Raw genomic sequence first — 23873 nt, forward strand, 5'->3', positions numbered from 1 at the left:
CGCCGTCCATCTGCGCGGCACCGGTGATCATGTTCTTCACATAGTCGGCGTGGCCGGGGCAGTCGACATGGGCGTAGTGGCGGTTGGCCGTCTCGTATTCGACATGCGCCGTCGAGATGGTGATGCCGCGGGCCTTTTCTTCCGGCGCCGCATCGATCTGGTCATAGCGCTTGTATTCGCCAAAATACTTCGTGATCGCCGCCGTCAGCGACGTCTTGCCATGATCGACGTGGCCGATCGTGCCGATGTTCACATGAGGCTTAGTGCGCTCGAATTTACCTTTTGCCATGTGATGTCTCCATTTCCTGCTCGCCCATGCGGGCTTTGAATTGCGTTACCGCTGCAACTCTTTCGAGTTACGCGTATTTTTTCTGGACTTCCTGGGCGACCGCAGTCGGGACCGGCTCGTAGTGGTCGAACTGCATCGTGTAGGCCGCGCGGCCCTGGCTCATCGAGCGCAAATTGTCGACGTACTTGAACATGTTGGCGAGCGGCACCATCGCGTTGATGACCACCGCCACGCCACGCGCTTCCTGGCCCTGGATCTGGCCGCGACGGCCGTTCAGATCGCCAATGACGCTGCCGACGTAGTCTTCAGGCGTCACCACCTCGACCTTCATGATCGGCTCGAGCAACTGCACACCAAGCTTGGGCGCCGCTTCACGGAAGCAGGCACGGCCGGCGATTTCGAAGGCGAGCACCGAGGAGTCGACGTCGTGGTAAGCGCCATCGATGAGCGTCGCCTTGACGCCGATCATCGGGAAGCCGGCGAACGGGCCGGACGTCATCACGCTGTTGATGCCCTTTTCGACACCCGGGATGTATTCCTTCGGAACGGCACCGCCAACGATCTTCGATTCGAACTCGAATTCGCTGCTTTCCGGATTCGGTTCGAACAGGAGCTTGACGCGGGCGAACTGGCCGGTACCGCCGGTCTGCTTCTTGTGCGTGTAGTCCTGCTCGTGCTTGCGGGTGATCGTCTCGCGATAGGCCACCTGCGGCGCGCCGACATTGGCCTCGACCTTGAACTCGCGACGCATGCGGTCGACGATGATGTCGAGGTGGAGCTCGCCCATGCCGGAGATGATGGTCTGGCCGCTTTCCTCGTCGGTCTTGACGCGGAAGGACGGATCCTCGGCGGCCAGGCGGTGAAGAGCGAGGCCCATCTTTTCCTGGTCGTTCTTGGTCTTCGGCTCGATGGCGATCTGGATGACCGGATCGGGGAATTCCATGCGCTCGAGGATAACCGGATGCAGCGGATCGCTGAGCGTGTCGCCGGTGGTCGTGTCCTTGAGGCCGGCCAGGGCGACGATGTCGCCCGCAAAAGCCTCTTCGACGTCGGCGCGCGAATTCGCATGCATCTGCAGCATGCGGCCGATGCGCTCTTTCTTGCCTTTAACGGTGTTGTCGAGCGAGACGCCCTTGGTCAGCTTGCCCGAGTAGATGCGGGCAAAGGTCAGCGAACCGACGAACGGGTCGTTCATGATCTTGAAGGCGAGCATCGACAGCGGCTCGTTGTCGTCGGCGTGACGCTCGATCTCGGCGTCGGTCTTGGCGTCGACGCCCTTGATGGCCGGAACATCGGCCGGCGACGGCAGGTATTCGACGACGGCGTCGAGCAGCGGCTGCACGCCCTTGTTCTTGAAGGCCGAGCCGCAGAACATCGGGTAGAACTTGACCGCGATCGTGCCCTTGCGGATCAGCGAGCGGATCTCGTCATTCGACGGCATCTTGCCTTCGAGGTAATTCTCGAGTGCCGTCTCGTCCATTTCGACGGCAGCTTCGATCATCTTCTCGCGATATTCTTCGGCACGAGCCTTGAGGTCGGCCGGGATCTCGACGACATCCCAGGCAGCGCCCAGCGTCTCGTCGCGCCAGACCAGCGCGTTCATTTCGACGAGGTCGACGACACCCTTGAACTCGGTCTCGGCGCCGATCGGCAGCTGCATGACGACAGCCTGCGCACCGAGGCGCGAGCCGATCATCTCGACCGAGCGGTAGAAGTCGGCGCCGATCTTGTCCATCTTGTTGCAGAAGATCATGCGCGGCACGCGGTACTTGTCGGCCTGGCGCCAGACGGTCTCCGTCTGCGGCTCCACGCCGGCATTGGCGTCGAGCAGCGCGATGGCGCCGTCGAGCACGCGCAGCGAACGTTCGACCTCGATGGTGAAGTCGACGTGCCCGGGGGTGTCGATGATGTTGAAGCGGTACATCTTGCCGTCACGACCCTTCCAGAAGGTCGTGGTCGCGGCGGACGTGATCGTGATGCCGCGTTCCTGCTCCTGCTCCATCCAGTCCATGGTGGCAGCGCCGTCATGGACTTCGCCGATCTTGTGCGACTTGCCCGTGTAATAGAGGACGCGCTCGGTGGTCGTCGTCTTGCCGGCGTCGATATGCGCCATGATACCGAAATTGCGGTAGTCTTCGATTTTGTATTCGCGGGCCATGGGAGGTGCCTCTCAGTCTCGTTCGCGCTTTACCAGCGATAGTGCGCGAAAGCGCGGTTGGCTTCGGCCATCTTGTGGGTGTCTTCACGCTTCTTGACGGCGGTGCCGCGATTGTTGGCCGCGTCCATCAGCTCACCCGACAGGCGGTCGACCATGGTCGTCTCGTTGCGATTGCGGGCAGCCGCGATCAGCCAGCGGATGGCCAGCGCCTGACGGCGCTCGGGGCGCACATCGACCGGAACCTGGTAGGTGGCGCCGCCGACGCGACGCGAACGCACTTCCACATGCGGCGCGACATTGTCGAGCGCCTGATGGAAGACCGTGACCGGCTCCTGCTTGGTCTTCGACTGGACCTGGTCGAGCGCGCCATAGACGATGGTCTCGGCAACCGACTTCTTGCCGTCATACATGACGGCGTTCATGAACTTGGTGACGATCAGATCGCCGAACTTCGGGTCCGGATTGATCTCACGCTTTTCTGCACTGTGACGACGGGACATGGCTGTTGTCTCTCAATCTCAAGGCACGGCGCAGTCAAAAAAAGCGCCGAAGCCGGAAAACCTTACTTCGGACGCTTGGCACCGTATTTCGAACGGCGCTGCTTGCGGTTCTTCACACCCTGCGTGTCGAGCACGCCGCGAATGATATGATAGCGGACGCCCGGAAGATCCTTCACGCGGCCGCCGCGGATCATTACCACGGAGTGCTCCTGAAGGTTGTGGCCTTCGCCGGGGATGTAGCCGATCACTTCGAAACCATTGGTCAGACGGATCTTGGCCACCTTGCGCAGAGCCGAGTTCGGCTTCTTCGGCGTCGTGGTGTAGACGCGCGTGCAGACGCCCCGCTTCTGCGGGTTCTGCTGCATGGCCGGGACCTTGTTGCGCTTCACCGGCGCCAGGCGCGGCTTGCGGATCAGCTGGTTGACGGTAGGCATTAAACCCTCTTGTCTCTCAATTCCGTGTCTTGCCCGGTCAGGGCCGCTCAAAGCGTCGTTTCCATACGCAAATTCGGGCCACAAACCGCGCCTCGCGGTCCTGCCCGAACAAATTGCAGAGGAAGCGGAAACCGCTTCATGCGCGCCGGAAATGTCTTTTCGCTCGTAAAACGAACCCTGTTTGAGGCAAACTCCAAAGCGTGTCGCTTCGGAAGGGAGAGCCTCACATCGGTTCTGACTGGGCGGCTTCTACTCGCAAGCCCGATGGCCGTCAACCCCGCGGCACCAAATATTGCGCCGCAACCGGGGCTTGGCAGCCATGCGAAAAGCGCATGTAATTTTCTTTCGCAATTTTGCAAGGGCGAGGAAGAAAGTGACCGGCTTCTGGCTGTTGTCAGCCCGGCCTTCATGCCAAAAGGCGGCACGGGCAGTGCAAATCCGCTCGGCCGCCCAGACTCTAGAGGAATCAGCCCGTGAACGACAATGAGGAGCGCCCGGTCACCATCATCACCGGCCGCGTCTGGAAGAAGAAGGGCGGCAAGCCGGAGGGCGTCCATGTGATGCTGGTCGCGCCCGATGACGATTCGGCTGTGCGCCGCGCGCTCGAATCGCTCGCCGCCGAGGGCTATGCCGAAGCCGAGCTCGACCAGATCGGCGACATGGACGGCATTCCCGACGACGAGCCGCATCTGTCGGCCTATCAGGGTGCGCTCGAAGGCGAAGTGTCGATCGTCACCTTCGACGTGGCGATCTGACCGAGAGAATCGGCGGCTCCTCGCCCCCGTCGCCGCGCCCATCTCGCCCGGCTTGCCCGACACCGGTTCTCTGCTAAGAACCAGGCAAAATTCCAATCTGCGGAGTCCCCATGCCTTCGAACAATGGTCCCATCAAACTCGGCATCGTCGGCGTCGGTAAGATCGTCCGCGACCAGCACCTTCCGGCCGTGGCAAAAGACAGGGAGTATCATCTCGTCGCCGCCGCCAGCCGGCACGGCAAGGTCGACGGCATTCCGAATTTCCACGACATCGAGGCCATGCTCGACGCCGTGCCGGAACTCGAGGCCGTCTCGCTCTGCATGCCGCCGCAATTCCGCTATGACGCCGCGCGCACGGCGCTGATGGCGAAGAAGCATGTCTTCCTGGAGAAGCCGCCTGGCGCGACGGTCAGCGAGGTCGAGGATCTGAAGACGCTGGCGGCGGCAAACGGCGTCTCGCTGTTCGCCAGCTGGCATTCGCGCTATGCGCCGGCGGTAGAAGCCGCGCGCGCTTTCCTCGCATCAGCTAGCATCAAGTCGGCCGCCATCAACTGGAAGGAAGACGTGCGCCGCTGGCATCCGAACCAGGAATGGATCTGGGCGCCGGGCGGCTTCGGCGTCTTCGATCCCGGCATCAACGCCTTGTCGATCGCGACCCACATCCTGCCGGCAATGTTCATCACCTCGGCCGTCCTCGATTTTCCCGAGAACCGCGCGTCGCCGGTCGCGGCCCAAGTCACCTTCCGCACCTCGAACGGGTTGCCGGTGACGATGGAACTCGACTGGCTCCAGACCGGGCCCCAAAGCTGGGACATCCTTGCCGAGACCGACCAGGGCAAAATGGTGCTTTCCGGCGGCGGCTCGAAGCTCGCCATCGACGGCAAGGTCGTTCACGAAGAGCCGGAGGCGGAGTATCCGATGCTCTACAGGCGCTTCGCCGAGATCGTGCACGCCAGCGTCTCCGACGTCGATCTCGCCCCGCTCCAGCACGTCGCCGATGCCTTCATGCTCGGCAAGCGCAATGTGGTCAAGGCGTTCTTCGACTGAGAGCGTCGTTTGCCGTTTTGCGTATCCGGCTCGCTTAGCCGTCAGTCAACGATCGCAATGGCAAAGCCGTCATAGCCCTTGGCGCCGACCGTCTGGATGGCGGTGCCGTCCAGGCGCTTGTCGCCACCGATGAACGAGAACGCAGCACGGGCGCCTTCGACATTGGCGTCGCGGCCGTCCTCATCGAGCACCGCGCCGTCGCGGATGACGTTGTCGCAGACGATGACTGTCCCCGGCCTCGAAAGGCGCATGGCCCAGGACAGATAGTTCGGGTTGTTCGGCTTGTCGGCATCGATGAAGATAACATCGAACGGTCCGGCATTCTCGGCATCCAGCGCCGCAAGCGATTGCAGCGCCGGCCCGACCCGCAGTTCCACCCTGTCCGACACCCCTGCCCGGTCAAAGTTCGACCGCGCGACCCTGGCGTGGTGCGGATCGAGTTCGAGCGTTACGATCCTCCCGTCCGAAGGCAGCCCGCGCGCCATCCAGATCGTCGAGTAGCCGCCCAGCGTGCCGACCTCGAGGATCTTCTTCGCCCCCTGCATGCGCACAAGCAGCGAAAGCAGCTTGCCTTGCGCCGGAGAGACATCGATCGCCGGCAGGCCCTGATCGTGGTTGGCCGCCAGAACGGAATCAAGGACTGGGTCCGGCTCAAACAGGGAGGCGACGATGTAGTCGTCGACGGCCCTCCAGCTCTTCTTGTTGCTCATCGTTTCTTCTCCGATCGGATGTGGAAACCAAAACGCGAAAAAGGGGCCGCTTGGGCCCCTTTTCCTTCTTCTCTCCTTCCGCGCTTACTGCGCGGCGGTGACCATGTCGGTCAGCATCGGCTCGGCGACCTCGACACCCGAGGCCTTGCGGCGCTCGTCGATGATCAGCTCGTCGCGCGAGGTGGCGATGCGCCGGATCTGGCTCATCGTGCCGCCGGTGCCGGCCGGGATCAGACGGCCGACGATGACGTTTTCCTTCAGGCCCTGCAGCATGTCGGTCTTGCCGGCAACCGCTGCTTCGGTGAGCACCCTCGTCGTCTCCTGGAAGGAGGCGGCCGAGATGAAGGACGGCGTCTGCAGCGAGGCCTTGGTGATGCCGAGCAGCACTGGCTGGCCTTCGGCCGGCTTCTTGCCGTCCTCGATCAGCCGCTCGTTGACCTCTTCCAGCTCGATCACGTCGACGTGGTCGCCCGGAATATAGGTCGAGTCGCCCTGCGTGGTGATCTCGACCTTCTGCAGCATCTGGCGAACGATCACCTCGATGTGCTTGTCGTTGATCGACACGCCCTGCAGGCGATAGACCTCCTGGATTTCGTTGACGAGATAGGACGCAAGCGCCTCCACGCCCTTGATCGCCAGGATATCGTGCGGCGCCGGATTGCCGTCGAGGATGTAGTCGCCCTTCTCGATGACGTCGCCGTCCTGGAGATGGAACGGCTTGCCCTTCGGGATCAGGTATTCGACCGGCTCAAGCGTCGAGTCATGCGGCTCGATGATGATGCGGCGCTTGTTCTTGTAGTCGCGGCCGAAACGCACCGTGCCGTCGATCTCGGCAATGATGGCGTGGTCCTTCGGACGGCGTGCCTCGAACAGTTCGGCAACACGCGGCAGACCGCCGGTGATGTCCTTGGTCTTGGCGCTTTCCATCGGGATACGCGCCAGCACGTCGCCGGGCCGGACATGCGCGCCCGGCTCGACCGAAAGGATCGCCTCGACCGAGAGCAGGAAGCGGGCATCGCCGCCCTTCGACAGCTTGCCGACCTTGCCCTTGGTGTCATGCACGACGATCGCCGGCTTGAGGTCGTTGCCGCGTGGCGTCGAACGCCAGTCGATGACCTCGCGCTTGGTGATGCCGGTCGACTCGTCGGCCGTTTCCTGGACGGAAATGCCGTCGACCAGATCCTCGAACTGCACCTTGCCCTCGATTTCGGTGAGGATCGGGCGGGTATAAGGATCCCACTCGGCGATACGCTGGCCGCGCTTCACCTTGTCGCCATCGTCCACGAAGATGCGCGAACCGTAGGTGACCCGGTGCGTGGCGCGCTCCTTGCCGGCTTCGTCGAGGATCAGCACCGCCATGTTGCGGCCCATGACCATCTGCTGGCCGTCGGAGTTGCGCACCACGTTGCGGTTGCGGATCTCGACCTTGCCCTCATACGAGGCTTCAAGGAACGAGCTATCCACCACCTGCGCGGTACCGCCCATGTGGAAGGTACGCATGGTGAGCTGGGTGCCCGGCTCGCCGATCGACTGCGCCGCGATGACGCCGACGGCTTCGCCCTGGTTGACCGGGGTGCCGCGGGCAAGATCGCGTCCGTAGCAGACCGCGCAGACGCCGATCCTGACCTCGCAGGTCAGTGCCGAACGGATGCGGACCGACTGCACACCGGCCTTTTCGATCTGTTCCACGTCACGCTCGTCCATCAACGTTCCGGCCTTGACCAGAACCTCGCCCGACACCGGATGGTTGATGTCGTCGAGCGCCGTACGGCCCAGCACGCGCTGGCCGACAGAAGCGACGACCTGGCCGGCATCGACGATCGGCTGCATGGTGAGGCCCTTGTCGGTGCCGCAGTCGACCGAATTGACGATGCAGTCCTGCGCCACGTCGACCAGACGACGGGTGAGGTAACCCGAGTTCGCCGTCTTCAAGGCGGTGTCGGCCAGACCCTTGCGGGCGCCGTGGGTCGAGTTGAAATACTCGAGCACGGTCAGGCCTTCCTTGAAGTTCGAGATGATCGGCGTCTCGATGATTTCACCCGACGGCTTCGCCATCAGGCCGCGCATGCCGGCGAGCTGGCGCATCTGGGTGGGCGAACCGCGCGCACCCGAATGCGACATCATGTAGATCGAGTTCATCGGCTTCTGACGGCCGTTGTCCTCGAACTCGACCGCCTTGATGCGGGCCATCATTTCGTCGGCGACCTTTTCCGAGCACTTGGCCCAGGCGTCGACGACCTTGTTGTACTTCTCGCCCTGCGTGATGAGGCCGTCATTGTACTGCTGCTCGTATTCCTTGGCCAAAGCCTCGGTGTCGGACACCAGCTTGATCTTGGCGTCCGGGATCAGCATGTCGTCCTTGCCGAACGAAATGCCGGCGCGGCAGGCGTGGCTGAAGCCGAGCGCCATGATGCGGTCGCAGAAAATGACCGTCTCCTTCTGACCGCAATGGCGGTAGACGGTGTCGATCATCTTGGAGATGTTCTTCTTTGTCATCTCCTGGTTGGCGGTCTCGTAAGGCACGTTGACGTTCTTCGGCAGCAGTTCGCCGATGATCATGCGGCCAGGCGTGGTGTCGTGGATCTTCGACACGACCTTGCCTTCGGCGTCGACCGTGCGGAAGCGACCCTTGATCTTGGCGTGCAGCGTCACCGCCTTGGTCTCGAGCGCATGCTGGAGTTCGCCCATGTCGGCAAACACCATGCCCTCGCCCGGCTCGTTCTGGTTGACGATCGAGAGATAGTAGAGACCGAGAACCATGTCCTGCGACGGCACGATGATCGGCGCGCCGGAGGCCGGGTGCAGGATGTTGTTGGTCGACATCATCAGCACGCGGGCTTCAAGCTGCGCTTCCAGCGACAGCGGCACGTGAACGGCCATCTGGTCGCCGTCGAAGTCGGCGTTGAAGGCCGTGCAGACCAGCGGATGCAGCTGGATCGCCTTGCCTTCGATCAGGATTGGCTCGAACGCCTGGATGCCGAGGCGGTGCAGCGTCGGCGCGCGGTTCAACAGCACCGGATGCTCGCGGATGACCTCGTCGAGAATATCCCAGACTTCCGGACGCTCCTTCTCGACCAGCTTCTTGGCCTGCTTGACGGTCGAGGAGAACCCCTTGGCGTCGAGGCGGGCGTAGATGAAGGGCTTGAACAGTTCGAGCGCCATCTTCTTCGGCAGGCCGCACTGGTGCAGCTTGAGCTCCGGACCGGTCACGATGACCGAGCGGCCCGAATAGTCGACGCGCTTGCCGAGCAGGTTCTGGCGGAACCGGCCCTGCTTGCCCTTCAGCATGTCGGACAGCGACTTCAGCGGACGCTTGTTGGCGCCGGTGATGACGCGGCCGCGGCGGCCGTTGTCGAACAGCGCGTCGACGGCTTCCTGCAGCATGCGCTTTTCATTGCGCACGATGATGCCGGGGGCGCGCAGCTCGATCAGCCGCTTCAGGCGATTGTTGCGGTTGATGACGCGGCGATAGAGGTCGTTCAAATCGGACGTGGCGAAACGGCCGCCGTCCAGCGGGACGAGCGGGCGCAGGTCCGGCGGGATCACCGGAACCACCTTCATGATCATCCATTCCGGACGGTTGCCGGACTCCATGAAGTTCTCGACGACTTTCAGCCGCTTCAGATACTTCTTCTGCTTGAGCTCGGAAGTGGTCGAAGCCAGCTCCGAACGCAGGTCGCCGGCGATCTTCTCCAGGTCCATGCCGGCGAGAAGATCATGAATGGCCTCGGCGCCGATCATGGCGGTGAACGAATCCTCGCCATACTCGTCGACGGCGATCATGTACTCTTCCTCGCTGAGCAGCTGGTGCTCCTTCAGCGCGGTGAGGCCTGGCTCGGTGACGATGTAGTTCTCGAAGTAGAGGACGCGCTCGATGTCCTTCAAGGTCATGTCGAGCAGCGTGCCGATGCGCGACGGCAGCGACTTCAGGAACCAGATATGGGCAACCGGAGCGGCGAGCTCGATATGGCCCATGCGCTCGCGGCGAACGCGCGACAGCGTGACTTCGACGCCGCACTTTTCGCAGATGACGCCCTTGTACTTCATGCGCTTGTACTTGCCGCACAGGCACTCGTAGTCCTTGATCGGGCCGAAGATGCGCGCGCAGAACAGGCCGTCGCGCTCCGGCTTGAAGGTGCGGTAGTTGATGGTCTCCGGCTTCTTGATCTCGCCGAACGACCAGGACAGAATCTTCTCAGGGCTGGCGAGCGAAATCCGGATGGAATCGAACACCTGCGCCGGCGCCTGGGGATTGAAGAGATTCATGACCTCTTGGTTCATGCCGTTCTCCTTTTCGGGGTCCTCGAAAACCCCTTGCATCTAGCGCGGGCCGAATGCCCGCTGAGTGGTCGGCCCACCGGCCGAAAATTTGGGTAGGCGCGCCGCGGCTTTCCGCGGCGCGCCATTGCCTTACTCGGCCGCGCCCCTATTCGGCAGCATCGGGCAGCCGGACAGGGTTGTCGTCGAGCTTGGTGTTCTCCAGCTCGACATTGAGGCCGAGAGACCGCATTTCCTTGACGAGAACGTTGAAGCTCTCGGGAATGCCGGCCTCGAATGTGTCGTCGCCTCTGACGATCGCCTCGTAGACCTTGGTGCGGCCGGCGACGTCGTCCGACTTCACCGTCAGCATCTCCTGCAGCGTGTAGGCGGCGCCGTACGCTTCGAGCGCCCAGACCTCCATTTCGCCGAAGCGCTGGCCGCCGAACTGCGCCTTGCCGCCCAGCGGCTGCTGGGTGACGAGCGAGTAGGGTCCGATCGAACGCGCGTGGATCTTGTCGTCCACCAGGTGGTGAAGCTTGAGCATGTAGATGTAGCCCATCGTCACCTTGCGATCGAACGGCTCGCCGGTGCGTCCGTCATAGAGCTGCGACTGACCGCTGGTGTGCAGGCCCGCCTGCTCCAGCATGACGTTGATGTCGGCCTCATGCGCGCCGTCGAACACCGGCGTCGCGATGGAGACGCCACGGCGCATCTGCTCGCTGAGGCGAACGACGCTCTCGTCGTCATACTCGCGGACCGGCTCGTTGCGGTCGTTGGCCGGCATGAAGCTTTCGAGCGTCTTGCGCAGCGGCTTGATGTCACCGCCCGCCTTGTACGCGTCGATCAGCTCGCCGATCTTCTTGCCCATGCCAGCGCATGCCCAGCCCAGATGCGTTTCCAGGATCTGGCCGACATTCATGCGGCTCGGCACACCCAGCGGGTTGAGCACGATATCGGCATGCGTGCCGTCCTCGAGGAAAGGCATGTCCTCGACCGGAACGATCCGCGACACGACACCCTTGTTGCCGTGCCGGCCGGCCATCTTGTCGCCGGGCTGCATCTTGCGCTTCACGGCCACGAAGACCTTGACCATCTTCATGACGCCCGGAGGCATTTCGTCGCCGCGCTGCACCTTCTCGACCTTGTCCATGAAGCGCTGCTCGAGCGCCTTCTTGGAATCGTCGTACTGGCCGCGCAGCGCTTCCAGTTCGCTCTGGAGCTTTTCGTTCTCCACCGCGAACTGCCACCACTGCGAACGCGGATACTCGTCGAGCGTATCCTTCGACAGCTTCGAGCCCTTCTTGAAGCCCTTCGGCCCGGCAATCGCATCCTTGCCGACGAGCATGTCGGACAGGCGCGAATAGACGTTGCGGTCGAGGATCGCCTGCTCGTCGTCGCGGTCCTTGGCCAGGCGCTCGATCTCCTCGCGCTCGATCGCCATGGCGCGTTCGTCCTTCTCGACGCCGTGGCGGTTGAAGACGCGAACTTCGACGACGGTGCCGAAGGTGCCCGGAGGCATGCGCATGGAGGTGTCGCGAACGTCCGAGGCCTTTTCGCCGAAGATGGCGCGCAGGAGCTTCTCTTCCGGCGTCATCGGGCTTTCGCCCTTCGGCGTGATCTTGCCGACCAGGATGTCACCCGGCTGCACTTCCGCGCCGATATAGACGATGCCGGCTTCGTCGAGGTTCTTCAACGCTTCTTCCGAGACGTTCGGAATGTCGCGCGTGATTTCCTCCGGCCCGAGCTTGGTGTCGCGCGCCATGACCTCGAACTCCTCGATGTGGATCGAGGTGAAGACGTCGTCGGCCACGATGCGCTCGGAGAGCAGGATCGAGTCCTCGTAGTTGTAGCCGTTCCACGGCATGAACGCGACCAGCACGTTGCGTCCGAGCGCCAGATCGCCGAGCTCGGTCGACGGACCGTCGGCGATGATGTCACCCTTGTTGACGCGGTCGCCCATGCGCACCAGCGGACGCTGGTTGATGCAGGTGTTCTGGTTCGAACGCTGGAACTTCATCAGCCGGTAGATGTCGACGCCGGACTTGCCGGGATCGAGATCTTCCGTGGCGCGGATGACGATACGCGTTGCGTCCACCTGGTCGACGATGCCGCCGCGGCGGGCGCCGATGGCGGCGCCCGAGTCACGGGCAACGATCGGCTCCATGCCGGTGCCGACGAACGGCGCCTCGGCGCGTACCAGCGGCACGGCCTGACGCTGCATGTTCGAGCCCATCAGCGCGCGGTTGGCGTCGTCGTTCTCGAGGAACGGGATCAGCGCCGCGGCGACCGAAACCATCTGCTTCGGCGACACGTCCATCAGGTCGACGTTCTCGCGCGGCGCCATCATCACTTCGCCGGCGTTACGGCAAATGACGAATTCGTCGACGAAACCGCCATTCTTGTCGAGCTCGGCATTGGCCTGCGCGACATGGTGCTTGGCTTCTTCCATCGCCGACAGATAGACGACCTCATTGGTCAGCTTGCCGCTGACGATCTTGCGGTACGGGCTCTCGATGAAGCCGTACTTGTTGACGCGCGCGAAGGTCGCCAGCGAATTGATCAGACCGATATTCGGGCCTTCCGGTGTCTCGATCGGGCAGATGCGGCCGTAATGCGTCGGATGCACGTCGCGCACCTCGAAGCCGGCGCGCTCGCGGGTCAGACCGCCTGGTCCAAGCGCCGAGAGACGGCGCTTGTGGGTGATCTCCGACAGCGGGTTGGTCTGGTCCATGAACTGCGACAGCTGCGAGGAACCGAAGAACTCGCGCACGGCGGCAGCTGCCGGCTTGGCGTTGATCAGATCCTGCGGCATCACCGTGTCGATCTCGATCGAGGACATACGTTCCTTGATCGCGCGCTCCATGCGCAGCAGGCCGACGCGGTACTGGTTCTCCATCAGCTCGCCGACCGAGCGCACGCGGCGATTGCCGAGATTGTCGATGTCGTCGATCTCGCCCTTGCCGTCGCGCAGTTCGACCAGCGTCTTGACCACGGCCAGGATGTCGTCCTTGCGCAGCACGCGCACGGTGTCCTCGGCCTTGAGCTCGAGGCGCATGTTCATCTTGACGCGGCCGACGGCCGACAGGTCGTAACGCTCGCTGTCGAAGAACAGCGAGTTGAACATGGCTTCGGCGGTCTCGAGTGTCGGTGGCTCGCCGGGGCGCATGACACGATAGATGTCGAACAGCGCGTCCTGGCGGCTTTCGTTCTTGTCGACGTTGAGCGTGTTGCGGATATAGGCGCCGACATTGACGTGGTCGATGTCGAGAACCTGGATCTCATGCTCACCGGTGCCGAGCAGCACCTTCAGCGTCTTGTCGTCGATCTCGTCGCCGGCTTCGAGGAAGATCTCGCCGGTGCCGTAGTTGACGATGTCCTCGGCCAGGTAGTTGCCGAGCAGGTCCTCGTCGGTCGCCTTGATCGCCTTCAGACCCTTTTCGCCGAGCTGGCGGGCCTGGCGGGCGGTGATCTTCTTGCCTTGCTCGACGACGATCTCGCCGGTGTCGGCATCGACGAGGTCGCCGACGGCCTTGAGGCCACGGAAACGCTCGACGTTGAACGGAATGCGCCAGTGGTCGCCGGCGCGCTTGTAGGTGATCTTGTTGTAGAAGGTCGACAGGATCTCTTCGCCGTCCATGCCGAGCGCCATCAAGAGCGACGTCACCGGAATCTTGCGGCGGCGGTCGATACGGGCGTGCACGACGTCCTTCGAATCGAACTCGATGTCGAGCCACGAGCCGCGATAGGGGATGACGCGCGCGGCAAACAGAAGCTTGCCCGACGAGTGCGACTTGCCCTTGTCATGGTCGAAGAAGACGCCCGGCGAACGGTGCATCTGCGAGACGATGACGCGCTCTGTGCCGTTGACGATGAAGGTGCCGTTCAAGGTCATGAGCGGCATGTCGCCCATGTAGACGTCCTGCTCCTTGATGTCCTTGATCGACTTCGCGCCGGTATCCTCGTCGATATCGAACACGATCAGGCGCAGCGTCACCTTCAGCGGCGCGGCATAGGTCAGGTCGCGCTGACGGCATTCGTCAACGTCGAATTTCGGTCCTTCGAACTCGTACTTCACGAACTCCAGCATCGAGGAGCCGGAAAAATCGGAAATCGGGAAGACCGACTTGAAAACAGCCTGCAGTCCCTCGTCCGGACGCCCACCCTTGGGCTCGTCCACCATCAGGAACTGGTCATAGGATGCCTTTTGAACCTCGATCAGGTTCGGCATCTCCGCAACTTCCGGGATCTTTCCGAAGAACTTGCGTACGCGTCTGCGGCCATTGAAAGTCTGGGTCTGGGCCATCGTCGCTCCTTAGCTCTAAACTCGGGACGAGCCTCGCCGCGGCTCGCCTTGCATTCCGGGCCGCCTTGGCGGCAGCCCCTGTCTGTTGTCCCGCCACCTGTCGGCGGCCGGGCTAGAACGGGAGAAAACCCGTTTCCTGAAGGCCGGTTTCGGCCCTCAGGAAAGAGGTTCTCATACGTCTCGCGTCACGCAGCCTCCCTTCACGCCAAGGGAGTGGCGGACGGCGCGAGGCCGCCCGCCGGTATTCAACGCTTACTTCAGGTCGACCTTGGCGCCGGCTGCTTCCAGCTGGGCCTTGAACTTGTCCGCGTCGGCCTTGGAAACGCCTTCCTTGACCGGCTTCGGAGCCGCCTCGACCAGATCCTTGGCTTCCTTGAGGCCAAGACCGGTGATGGCGCGGACTTCCTTGATGACGTTGATCTTCTGGGCGCCGGCGTCGGTGAGGACGACGTCGAATTCGGTCTTTTCCTCGACCGGAGCAGCGGCGGCGGCAGCACCACCGGCAGCGGCAACCGCAACCGGAGCAGCAGCCGAAACGCCCCACTTTTCTTCCAGAAGCTTCGACAGCTCGGCCGCCTCGAGGACGGTCAGCTTCGAAAGGTCGTCTACGATCTTTGCGAGATCAGCCATTGTTGTATTCCTTCATAAGGTTCGAACGTGTGTTTGTGACAGCGAGGAACGGCCTCATGCCGCCTCGTCCTTCCGGGCGTAAGCGCCGATGACACGCGCGACCGAAGCCGCGGGCGCATTGACGATCTGGGCGATCCGGGTTGCCGGCGTGGCGATCATGCCAACCAGCCTGGCGCGCAGCTCGTCGAGCGACGGAAGTGTGGCGAGTGCCTTCACACCGTCGGCGTTGAGCGAGGTGGTGCCCATTGCGCCGCCGAGAATGATCAACTTGTCATTCCCCTTGGCGAAATCGGACGCGACCTTCGGCGCCGCAATCGGATCCTCCGAATAGGCGATCAGCGTCTGTCCCTTGAACAGGTCGATGATCGATGCGGAGTCCGTGCCCTGAAGAGCGATTTTGGCGAGACGGTTCTTCGCGACTTTGACGGTGCCACCGGCGGCGCGCATTTTCGACCGAAGGTCGTTCATTTGCGCGACGGTGATACCGGCGTAGTGGGCCACGACGACTGAACCAGCGCTTGTAAACGCATCATTCAGGCCCGTGACGAGTTCGCGTTTTTCCGCTCTGTCCACTGCCTATCTCCAGTTGACCCCAATCCTGCTGACGGGAACATTCCCATTGACGAGGACAGGCGTCGGGTTGCCTTTTGCCGGCCGGGCCATCCAGTAACGGATCTCCCGAACGACGCTCGAGGATCCTGCCCCCTTTCGCCACACCAACCGGCAAGCCGGACGATGCGCAGACAAAAGGCAAACACGGTTCGAACCTTTCATTGGAGCAATCGCTCCGTTGTCGGGTCTTCACCCGTCTCATGCAGGCCCACATGAATTAAGGCGTTTGGGCCGCCTGCAATCTCGGACAGGATGTCCGGAAGCCTCTCGACTTCCGGTACCGGGCCGCCAACAGGTCGGAGGCCCGGAATTCTTTTCGGATCAGCTCTTTAGCGGCCGATCAGGATAATTCGTATCAGGACGCTGCAAGCGTCGAGACGTCGAGCTTGAGGCCCGGCCCCATCGTCGAGGTGACCGACACCTTCTTGACGTAGTTGCCCTTGGCGCCAGTCGGCTTGGCCTTGGTCACCGCATCGGCGAAGGCCCGCACATTCTCTTCCAGCGCCTTGACGTCGAACGAGACCTTGCCGACGCCGGCCTGGACGATGCCGGCCTTCTCGACGCGGAACTCGACCGCACCACCCTTCGACGCCTTGACGGCGGCGGCGACATCGGTGGTCACGGTGCCGACCTTCGGGTTCGGCATCATGCCGCGCGGGCCGAGCACCTTACCGAGACGACCGACCAGCGGCATCATGTCCGGCGTGGCGATGCAGCGATCGAAGTCGATCGTGCCCTTCTGGACGATCTCGACCAGATCCTCGGCACCAACGACGTCGGCGCCGGCGGCCTTGGCTTCCTCGGCCTTGTCGCCACGTGCGAACACGGCGACGCGGACCGAGCGGCCGGTGCCGTTCGGCAGGTTGACCACGCCGCGGACCATCTGGTCGGCATGGCGAGGATCGACGCCGAGGTTCATCGCGACTTCGATGGTCTCGTCGAACTTCACCGAAGACCGCTCCTTGAGCAGCTTCAGCGCTTCACCGAGGGCATAGGCCTTGTTGGGGTCGATGCCTTCGCGGGTCTTCGATACACGCTTTGCAATCTTTGCCATGATCTCAGCCCACCACTTCCAGGCCCATCGAACGGGCGGAGCCTTCGACCATGCGCATGGCGGCTTCGACGTCGTTCGCGTTCAGGTCCTTCATCTTCTGCTCGGCGATGGCGCGCACCTTGTCGCGGCCGATCGTGCCGGCCTTGACCTTGCCCGGCTCCTTCGAGCCCGACTTCAGGTTCGCGGCCTTCTTCAGGAAGTAGCTCACCGGCGGCGTCTTCATGACGAAGGTGAACGACTTGTCCTGGTAGTAGGTGATGACCACCGGAATCGGCGATCCCTTTTCCATTTCCTGGGTCTGCGCGTTGAACGCCTTGCAGAACTCCATGATGTTGATGCCGCGCTGACCAAGCGCCGGGCCGATCGGGGGCGACGGCGTAGCCGAGCCCGCGGCAACCTGGAGCTTGAGCTGGCCTGCAACTTTCTTAGCCATCTCTCTTCCTGCCTTTTCTCATGCCGGCCCCACTATCGGGGAAACACCGGCGGTTGCAGTCTGGTGGTGCGGTTCCCGCGGCCGGCTAAGCCGCGTTCGCCTCCCACCCGTTCATGGCCGCGCGAAGTTCCGCGCCGCCTCCCCTGCCGCCATCAGGCGCCAGGGATTTCGGATCAGCCCTTTTCGACCTGTCCGAATTCCAGATCGACGGGCACCGCGCGCCCGAAGATCGAAACCTCCACCTTGAGCCGCGCCCGCTCCTCGTCCACTTCCTGGACGAAACCGTTGAACGACGCGAACGGACCGTCCGACACGCGGATCGCCTCGCCGATCTCGAAAGTGACCGACGGCTTCGGCCGCTCGACGCCTTCCTGCACCTGGTTCAGGATGCGCTGCGCCTCGGTCTCGGTGATCGGCACCGGCTTGGAGTCACCGAGGAAGCCGGTGACCTTCGGGGTGTTCTTGACCAGCGAAAACACCGCGTCGGTCAAATTGGCCTTCAACAGCACATAGCCCGGAAAGAACTTGCGCTCGGCATCGACCTTGCGGCCGCGGCGGATCTCGACGACCTTCTCGGTCGGCACCACGATCTGTTCGATATCCGCGGACAGGCCCTTCTGCTTGGCCTTGTTCTCGATGTCCTCGGCGACCTTTTTTTCAAAGTTCGAATAGGCGTGGACGATGTACCAGCGCGCAGTCATTTCACGACTTCTCCGTAATCGCCGGACTTAACGTCCAAGCCCCAGAATCCACTCGATCGCGTAGCCCATGGCCACGTCGGCGGTGAAGAAAAAGATCATCGCGATGACCGCGAACACCAGCACCATCACCGTCGAGATCATCGTTTCTCGCCGCGACGGCCAGGTCACCTTGGCGGTCTCCGCGCGAACCTGCTGGAGGAAGGTGAAAGGATTTGTGGTTTTCGAAGCCATATGCCGCTCTGTCTTCAAGACCCGTTGGCCGGGTCTCCTGGATGATCCCGCAGGCCGGGACGTGCCGCCTGGGCTTCATGTCGGCGCCGAATCAGCGCAACCATTTCGCCCATGCAAATCGGACGCGTAAAGCCGGCTTCCCAGCTCCACGCGTCGCGTGTCTGTTTCGTCTACATAAAACCGATTCTTGATCCACGCAAGTGGCAAGTGCCCGCTTTATGTCCAAACGCCACATCGGAACCATCCAGTCGTTCCGTCCCGGCTATGAGCGCCTTATGCCCCAATCGCGCTAATATGGCAAGCCTGCCGCCGGTTTTCAAATGCGGAGGGCTCAGAGACGTCGAATTGGCCATTTTGGGAAATGGCACGGGCAGCAGGGCTCGAACCTACGACCTGCGGTTTTGGAGACCGCCGCTCTACCAACTGAGCTATGCCCGTATCGCCGGCTGCTATTTCACAAAGCAGACGAGAACTCAAGTGCCGTTTTGAGGCGCGGCCATCTCGGGCGACGATCGTCCCAGCACGAGGCTCAACGCCCAGGCGCAGATGAGGATTTCCAGCAGGAAAGTCCGATGCAGGACAAAGCTGGCGACCCAGTTGCCGTAGGTTGCCGGAACGGTCACGAGTTCGAAGGCGTGACGATCGAACGGCATCAGCCACATGATTGGCGATGCCACCGTATCCAGCACCATGTGCAGCATGGCGCCGGCGAAAAAGACGGCGACGGACACCAGGTGCGGCCAGCCCAGCAGCCTGATGACCGACAGGGCGACTATCCCGCTTGCCAACCAGAACAACGGCCAATGCGTGATGTAGGCGTGGTGGTGCGTGCGTCCGCCGTCGACAAGGTGGAAGTACAGCATATCGATGTCGGGGATGACGCTGCCGATCATCGCGGCGGTCATGAAGCAAGGCGTTTCGCGCCAGCTTTTTGGCGCGAAACGTCCCAGAATGTAGCCAGACGGCAGATGGGCAATCAGCATCGCAAAAAGGTTCCGACGGTTGCGGACGCATGAATATCCCAACTGTTTGTGGCGTCATTTCCGCAGAAACTTGCAGGATTTCCGCAGCTTCCGGCGGCTCCGGTCTCCCGTCGTTCCGCTCAGCCTCCGGCCGGCGGCTTGTATGGCCCGCCGGGTACACCCCAGCCCCAGACCGGCATCGGCTCAGTCTGCGGATCGCAGGTCTCGCCGAGGTTGGAATTCATCTTCGCCAGCCGCGACCCCCATTCGACATAGCCCATGAAGGCGGAACGGAACTCGGGATCGTCCGGCAGGCCGACCTCGTCGGCGGCGTCGGCCAAAAGATTGATCCAGCGGCGGCGCTGCTCTTCGCTCAGATGCTTGCCGAGATGATGCATCACCATCTCGCGATGACCGCCATGCCTTTTGCTGTAGGTCTTCGGCCCGCCGAAAACCTCGCCGATGAAGGCCGCGACATGCGCGGGATGGTCCGGCGACATGTGCTTGAACACAGGGCCGACCACCGGATCCAACGCCACTTTGTCGTAGAAGGTCTGCGTCAGTCGGTTCAGGGCCTCCGCGCCGCCGGCCCATTCGAACAATGTCGGGATGTCCTTGCTCATATCGATCCTCGCCTCTCGATCGCCGCGGACGATAGCGGAAACATCGAGCACGGCTCAACCTGCCTCGATGGCCAGTCCGGACGCCGTCGCGCTACAGACGGGCGGGCGCGTCGGCCTGGGCGTTGGGCGACGGCACCATGCGGCAGTTGTCGGGTTTCGGCGACGCTTTGCAGATCGTGCCGCCAGTCATTGCGTCCACCGATTGGGGCCCGGTCGTCAGCCCGACCTTCAGCATCAAGTCGGGTTCAAGCTGGCGCTCGACCGAGCGCCGCTCAATCGCTGTGAACAGGCCAGGACCGACGGCCATCTCCTCCAAATAAGTCTTGACCACCTGCTTCTGTCCCATCGGGTACAGGCTAAGCCGCGCCTGGGGACCGACGAACCGTCTGACACCGCCGGCAAGCATGAGCGCGCAAGCCGAATTGCACTCCACGCCCGCATCGATGCTCAGCCCGGCATAGGCGCCGTCATCGGCCGGGCAGTCCGCCTTTGCCGGGTCACAGCCAACGAAATCGGTGCGGGCAACGGCGACGTCGAGCTTCTTTTCATGGATCAGTCGTCCAGCCGCCAGAGCGCTGAACAGGTCGCCTCCCCGTGAGCTGATCACCACAGGCAGCCGCCGGTTGCCAAGCGTGTCGAGCAGTTGGCGCAGCTTCTGCGGGGTCTGAGGCGTAATCGCGCCTTCCGCCGAGATCCATTCCGGACAGTCGGGGTTGCAAAGCGGATTGCTGCCGCGAACCACGACAAAGCGCATATCCTGTTCACGCTGCATGACCTCGGGTTGGGCCGGTGGGACCTCGGCAGGTTCGGACCCGGCCGTCGGGGCCTCGACCGTTGGGACCGTCGGCATCGCGGGTTTGTTCGCCGGTATCTCCCGGCAGTTCGCGGGCAGCGGATTCGCGCTGCATATGGTTCCGGCGGTGAACAGGTCGACGGAATCCAGGCTGGTGACGAGGCTCATCCGCAGCATGTTCTCCGGAACCAGCTGGTGGATGCCGCTGGCGGGCGTGTTCTTCATCGTTGTGAGCACGCCCTGGCCGACGCCCATCTCCTTCAGATAGGCCGCCAGCCTTTTCTCTACCGCCTTGCTCATCTCGTAGGTCTTGTAGCTGCCGGCGCTCTTGCGACTGACGACCTTGGTGCCGATGATCTTCTTCTTGCCCTTCACCACGCGATAGGTGGTCCGGTATTGCAATTTCGTCTTGACGTAGGTGGTCGTGATCTGGTGGACGCCGAGAAAGGCCCATTGCCCTACCACACGGCGGACCCCGCCGGAAAACATCAGCGGACAGGCGGAATTGCAAATGGAGCCGTCGGCATAGGCGGTGCCGAAATAGCCGGCGCCCTTGCCGTCATTGTCGATGCAGTCCTTCTCATCCGGCAGGCAGCCCTCGAACCGGGTCTTGCCGACGGCGATATCGAGCTTGTTCTTGCGGATCAGCCGCCCAAGCGCGAGCGCCGCATCGACATTCCCGCCAGGAGAATCGACGACAACAGGCAGCTTGCGGCCGCCAAGTTTCTTGAGCGCGCGCTTGAGCAGCGCCGGCGTGCCGGCTTCAATCGTGCCTTCCGCCGAAATCCATTCGGGACAGGTCGGCTCGCAATCCGGCGCATTGCTGCGCACGACGACAAACCGCATCGGCGGGCCAAGATCGGATTCTCTCGCATCCGCCGCTAACGCAGCATGCCCCATGACAAACAGAGACGCCAGGCAAACCAGCCCCAGCGACCACCACGCCTGATTGTTCAAACGATGCCCTGGAACCACTTGCCGGCAAGCTCCCCAATGCAACCTATACTAGTTGCGGCAGCGGCGCTTGCAACAGCTTTGAAACAACTGCAGCCCCTGTTCGGCCGGCTGTGGGCTGGAATCAAAAAGGGCGGCCCCGAGGACCGCCCTTTCCTTGTCGATCGGCTAAGGCCGGACTCGATTGTTCCTTGATGGTGACGACGATGCCGGCACCGACGGTGCGGCCGCCTTCACGGATGGCGAAGCGCAGCTTCTCTTCCATGGCGATCGGCACGATCAGCTCGACGTGGGGCCAGTCCAATGCGGGCTAGAGGTTCGGTAGCGCGTTCGCCTCCGCGTTGGCGGCCGGCGGAAGCCGGCAGTTGTCCGCCTTGGGTGAGGACCTGCAAATGGCGGCGCCCGTCAACGCATCCGCCGACTCCGGCCCGGTCACGAGTCCGACTTTCAGCATCATGTCTGGTTCGAGCTGACGCTCGACCGAGCTCTGCTCTATCGCGGCGAACAGACCTGGATTGATCGCCATCTCCTCCAGGTAGGCTTTGACTATTTGCTTCTGCCCCATCGAATACATGCTGAGCCGCGCCTTGGGATCGACCAGCCGTTTGGCGCCACCGGCAAGCATGAGCGCGCAGGCTGAATCGCACTCCACTCCCACATCGCTAATCAGCCCGACATAGGCACCGTTATCGGCCAAGCAACCTGCCTCGGGCGGATCGCAGCCTACGATATTGGTGCGGGCGACGGCGACGTTGAGCTTCCGTTCATGGATAAGCCGTCCCGCGGTCAAAGCGCTGAACAAGTCGCCTCCCCGTGAACTGATCACCACGGGCGGCCGCCGGTTGCCAAGCATGGCGAGCAACTGGCGAAGCCTCTGCGGGGTCTGAGGCGTGATCGCGCCTTCCGCCGAGATCCATTCCGGGCAGTCAGGATTGCAGAGCGGATCGCTGCCGCGAACGACCACGAAGCGCATCTCCGACGCCCCGTTTCCTGCCGCTGCCTGGAACGGCTTGGTAGGTGGAGCCTTGGCCGGCTGGGAAACTGGGGCTTCAGCCTTTTGAGAAGGTGCGGCCTTCGCTTTTGTCGTTGCCGCCTTGGCCGGGCCGGCATTCCCCGGTATTTCTCTGCAATTCGGGGCCAACTTGTCGAGCATGCACAGGCTTGCGCCGGTAAACAACTCAATGGTGTCCGCGCTGGTGGCTAATTTCATCGTCAGCATATCGTGGAGGCTGATCTGCCGGATGTCGCTGGCCGGCGTCGCCTTCATCATGTCCAGCACGCCCTGTCCGACACCCATCTCCCTGAGATAGGCCGAGAGCTTCCTCGCGAGCGCCTTGCTCATTTCATAGGTCTTGTAGCTTTCGCCCTGAGTGATGGTTTCTGTAGTGACCCGATATTTTTTGCCCCGCACAACGCGATAGGTGGTTCGATATTGCCTTGTGCTGGGGAAATAGGTGGTGGTGATCTGATGAACACCCAGATGGGCCCAGCCACCGGCCACGCGGCGGACGCCTCCGGCAAACATCAGCGGACAGGCGGAGTTGCACATGGCACCCCCATCGGACGCAATGCCGAAATAAGCGGCGCCCTTGCCGTCATTGGCCTGGCAATCTGTCATACCGGGCCAACAACCGGAAAACTCGGTCTTGCCGATGGCGATATCGAGCTTGTTCTTGCGGATTATCCGGCCAAGCTGGAGCGCCGCGTCGACATTGCCGCCCGGAGAGTTGACGATGATCGGCAGCTTGCGTCGGCCGAGCTTCTTTAACGCACGCTTGAGCAGCGCCGGCGTGCCGGCTTCGATAGCGCCTTCGGCCGAAATCCATTCGGGACAGTTGGGCCCGCAGCCAGCCGCGCTGCTGCGCACGACGACGATCCGCATCGGCGAGACATCATCGGAGAATATCTTCGGTTCGGACCATGTCTTCGGATCGACCCATGTCGGGAAGACTTCATCAGACACTGGCTTCGGATTGGACTCGATCTTCGGATCGGACAATATCTTCGAATCGGTCCAAGTATTCGGATCGGACCATTTCGGAAAAACATTATACGGATCGGACCATTTCGGGGAAACATCCTCGGCCTTTGCGGCGAAGGCAGCCATCACCATCGCGACCACCGGCGCCAGGCGAATCAGCCCGCGCCACCACCTCGCCATACCGTCTGAACGGCGTCCCGGAACCAATTGTCGGCAAGCTCCCCCAATGCAACCTATACTAGTCCCGGCCACCGCGATTGCAATAGCTTTGAAACAACGTGCTGGCCCCGTCTGGCTGGCAGCGCGGCTGGAACGAAAAAGGGCGGCCCGAGGGACCGCCCTTTCCTTCTCGATCCGGCTAAGGCCGGACTCGATTATTCCTTGATGGTGACGACGATGCCGGCACCGACGGTGCGGCCGCCTTCACGGATGGCGAAGCGCAGC

General features: G+C 62.5%; 20 protein-coding genes, 1 tRNA gene and 1 pseudogene. 3 read left to right on the top strand and 19 right to left on the bottom strand.

The genetic code is table 11. The annotated features are described in order from the left end of the window. The 4 genes from DH08_RS14210 to rpsL all read right to left on the bottom strand — a co-directional run. The coding region (locus DH08_RS14210) for a GTP-binding protein (protein WP_192177492.1) at positions 1-289 on the bottom strand (289 nt) is incomplete at its 3' end. Positions 290-356: 67 nt separating this feature from the next. Next, positions 357-2447 (bottom strand): elongation factor G, encoded by a 2091-nt coding sequence (gene fusA, locus DH08_RS14215; protein ID WP_192179907.1) that lies wholly within the window; start codon positions 2445-2447, stop codon positions 357-359. A gap of 29 nt (positions 2448-2476) precedes the next feature. Beyond that, complete coding sequence (gene rpsG / locus DH08_RS14220; RefSeq protein ID WP_008875664.1) at positions 2477-2947, bottom strand: 30S ribosomal protein S7; 471 nt, start codon at positions 2945-2947, stop codon at positions 2477-2479. Between the two features lie 62 nt (positions 2948-3009). Continuing rightward, positions 3010-3381 carry a 30S ribosomal protein S12 gene (rpsL, locus tag DH08_RS14225; RefSeq protein ID WP_006202128.1) on the bottom strand — a complete coding sequence of 124 codons (372 nt, stop codon included), beginning with the start codon at positions 3379-3381 and terminating at the stop codon, positions 3010-3012. A 138-nt stretch (positions 3382-3519) separates the two neighbouring features. Here rpsL and DH08_RS14230 point away from each other — a divergent pair, with 138 nt between their 5' ends. The 3 genes from DH08_RS14230 (at position 3520) to DH08_RS14240 (ending at position 5182) form a co-directional block, all read left to right on the top strand. Next, positions 3520-3858, top strand: a complete 339-nt coding sequence (locus DH08_RS14230) for a hypothetical protein (protein ID WP_192179908.1) — start codon at positions 3520-3522, stop codon at positions 3856-3858. Beyond that, a complete protein-coding gene (locus tag DH08_RS14235) occupies positions 3855-4136 on the top strand; it encodes a transcriptional regulator (protein WP_120015228.1) in 282 nt (93 codons plus the stop codon). The genes DH08_RS14230 and DH08_RS14235 overlap by 4 nt, the downstream gene beginning before the upstream one ends. A 110-nt stretch (positions 4137-4246) precedes the next feature. After that, a complete protein-coding gene (locus DH08_RS14240) occupies positions 4247-5182 on the top strand; it encodes a Gfo/Idh/MocA family protein (protein ID WP_192179909.1) in 936 nt (311 codons plus the stop codon). Between the two features lie 41 nt (positions 5183-5223). Here DH08_RS14240 and DH08_RS14245 read toward each other — a convergent pair whose 3' ends face one another. The 15 genes and pseudogenes from DH08_RS14245 to DH08_RS14315 form a co-directional block, all read right to left on the bottom strand. Continuing rightward, positions 5224-5892, bottom strand: coding sequence for an O-methyltransferase (locus tag DH08_RS14245; protein ID WP_192179910.1), 669 nt, complete (start codon positions 5890-5892; stop codon positions 5224-5226). A gap of 84 nt (positions 5893-5976) precedes the next feature. After that, positions 5977-10173: a DNA-directed RNA polymerase subunit beta' gene (rpoC, locus tag DH08_RS14250; RefSeq protein WP_192179911.1), complete on the bottom strand. Its 4197-nt coding sequence runs from the start codon at positions 10171-10173 to the stop codon at positions 5977-5979. A gap of 145 nt (positions 10174-10318) precedes the next feature. After that, complete coding sequence (gene rpoB, locus DH08_RS14255) at positions 10319-14455, bottom strand: DNA-directed RNA polymerase subunit beta (RefSeq protein WP_192179912.1); 4137 nt, start codon at positions 14453-14455, stop codon at positions 10319-10321. 252 nt (positions 14456-14707) lie between these two features. Then, positions 14708-15085 (bottom strand): 50S ribosomal protein L7/L12, encoded by a 378-nt coding sequence (gene rplL / locus DH08_RS14260; RefSeq protein WP_006202136.1) that lies wholly within the window; start codon positions 15083-15085, stop codon positions 14708-14710. A 54-nt stretch (positions 15086-15139) separates the two neighbouring features. Continuing rightward, positions 15140-15658: a 50S ribosomal protein L10 gene (gene rplJ / locus DH08_RS14265; RefSeq protein ID WP_192179913.1), complete on the bottom strand. Its 519-nt coding sequence runs from the start codon at positions 15656-15658 to the stop codon at positions 15140-15142. A 394-nt stretch (positions 15659-16052) separates the two neighbouring features. Continuing rightward, on the bottom strand, positions 16053-16751 hold the full coding sequence (rplA, locus tag DH08_RS14270) for a 50S ribosomal protein L1 (RefSeq protein ID WP_006202139.1): 699 nt from the start codon (positions 16749-16751) through the stop codon (positions 16053-16055). Between the two features lie 4 nt (positions 16752-16755). Next, complete coding sequence (rplK, locus tag DH08_RS14275; RefSeq protein ID WP_006202140.1) at positions 16756-17184, bottom strand: 50S ribosomal protein L11; 429 nt, start codon at positions 17182-17184, stop codon at positions 16756-16758. Between the two features lie 173 nt (positions 17185-17357). After that, entirely contained in the window at positions 17358-17885 is a 528-nt protein-coding gene (gene nusG, locus DH08_RS14280) for a transcription termination/antitermination protein NusG (RefSeq protein ID WP_006202141.1), read from the bottom strand. Positions 17886-17912: 27 nt separating this feature from the next. Then, positions 17913-18116, bottom strand: a complete 204-nt coding sequence (gene secE / locus DH08_RS14285) for a preprotein translocase subunit SecE (RefSeq protein WP_006202142.1) — start codon at positions 18114-18116, stop codon at positions 17913-17915. A gap of 362 nt (positions 18117-18478) precedes the next feature. After that, positions 18479-18554, bottom strand: a tRNA-Trp gene (locus tag DH08_RS14290). Positions 18555-18589: 35 nt separating this feature from the next. Continuing rightward, positions 18590-19099 carry a metal-dependent hydrolase gene (locus DH08_RS14295; RefSeq protein WP_192179914.1) on the bottom strand — a complete coding sequence of 170 codons (510 nt, stop codon included), beginning with the start codon at positions 19097-19099 and terminating at the stop codon, positions 18590-18592. 119 nt (positions 19100-19218) lie between these two features. Further along, positions 19219-19701: a group II truncated hemoglobin gene (locus DH08_RS14300; RefSeq protein ID WP_192179915.1), complete on the bottom strand. Its 483-nt coding sequence runs from the start codon at positions 19699-19701 to the stop codon at positions 19219-19221. A 91-nt stretch (positions 19702-19792) separates the two neighbouring features. Continuing rightward, positions 19793-21340 carry a COG3904 family protein gene (locus tag DH08_RS14305; protein ID WP_246800838.1) on the bottom strand — a complete coding sequence of 516 codons (1548 nt, stop codon included), beginning with the start codon at positions 21338-21340 and terminating at the stop codon, positions 19793-19795. A 295-nt stretch (positions 21341-21635) separates the two neighbouring features. Next, positions 21636-21737 (bottom strand): annotated as a pseudogene (locus DH08_RS14310) (EF-Tu C-terminal domain-related protein); the annotation flags it as partial. A gap of 21 nt (positions 21738-21758) precedes the next feature. Beyond that, complete coding sequence (locus DH08_RS14315; protein WP_192179917.1) at positions 21759-23330, bottom strand: COG3904 family protein; 1572 nt, start codon at positions 23328-23330, stop codon at positions 21759-21761. Positions 23331-23873: the final 543 nt, after the last annotated feature.

Source organism: Mesorhizobium amorphae (assembly GCF_014843845.1).
Taxonomy (GTDB): Bacteria; Pseudomonadota; Alphaproteobacteria; order Rhizobiales; family Rhizobiaceae; genus Mesorhizobium; species Mesorhizobium amorphae_A.

Excerpts from the sequence above, each read along its gene's own strand:
- fusA (WP_192179907.1), bottom strand. The coding sequence starts at position 2,447 with ATGGCCCGCGAATACAAAATCGAAGACTACCGCAATTTCGGTATCATG.
- rpsG (WP_008875664.1), bottom strand. The coding sequence starts at position 2,947 with ATGTCCCGTCGTCACAGTGCAGAAAAGCGTGAGATCAATCCGGACCCG.
- rpsL (WP_006202128.1), bottom strand. The coding sequence starts at position 3,381 with ATGCCTACCGTCAACCAGCTGATCCGCAAGCCGCGCCTGGCGCCGGTG.
- DH08_RS14230 (WP_192179908.1), top strand. The coding sequence starts at position 3,520 with ATGCGCGCCGGAAATGTCTTTTCGCTCGTAAAACGAACCCTGTTTGAG.
- DH08_RS14240 (WP_192179909.1), top strand. The coding sequence starts at position 4,247 with ATGCCTTCGAACAATGGTCCCATCAAACTCGGCATCGTCGGCGTCGGT.
- DH08_RS14245 (WP_192179910.1), bottom strand. The coding sequence starts at position 5,892 with ATGAGCAACAAGAAGAGCTGGAGGGCCGTCGACGACTACATCGTCGCC.
- rpoC (WP_192179911.1), bottom strand. The coding sequence starts at position 10,173 with ATGAACCAAGAGGTCATGAATCTCTTCAATCCCCAGGCGCCGGCGCAG.
- rpoB (WP_192179912.1), bottom strand. The coding sequence starts at position 14,455 with ATGGCCCAGACCCAGACTTTCAATGGCCGCAGACGCGTACGCAAGTTC.
- rplL (WP_006202136.1), bottom strand. The coding sequence starts at position 15,085 with ATGGCTGATCTCGCAAAGATCGTAGACGACCTTTCGAAGCTGACCGTC.
- rplA (WP_006202139.1), bottom strand. The coding sequence starts at position 16,751 with ATGGCAAAGATTGCAAAGCGTGTATCGAAGACCCGCGAAGGCATCGAC.
- rplK (WP_006202140.1), bottom strand. The coding sequence starts at position 17,184 with ATGGCTAAGAAAGTTGCAGGCCAGCTCAAGCTCCAGGTTGCCGCGGGC.
- nusG (WP_006202141.1), bottom strand. The coding sequence starts at position 17,885 with ATGACTGCGCGCTGGTACATCGTCCACGCCTATTCGAACTTTGAAAAA.
- secE (WP_006202142.1), bottom strand. The coding sequence starts at position 18,116 with ATGGCTTCGAAAACCACAAATCCTTTCACCTTCCTCCAGCAGGTTCGC.
- DH08_RS14295 (WP_192179914.1), bottom strand. The coding sequence starts at position 19,099 with ATGCTGATTGCCCATCTGCCGTCTGGCTACATTCTGGGACGTTTCGCG.
- DH08_RS14300 (WP_192179915.1), bottom strand. The coding sequence starts at position 19,701 with ATGAGCAAGGACATCCCGACATTGTTCGAATGGGCCGGCGGCGCGGAG.
- DH08_RS14305 (WP_246800838.1), bottom strand. The coding sequence starts at position 21,340 with ATGCGGTTTGTCGTCGTGCGCAGCAATGCGCCGGATTGCGAGCCGACC.
- DH08_RS14315 (WP_192179917.1), bottom strand. The coding sequence starts at position 23,330 with ATGCGGATCGTCGTCGTGCGCAGCAGCGCGGCTGGCTGCGGGCCCAAC.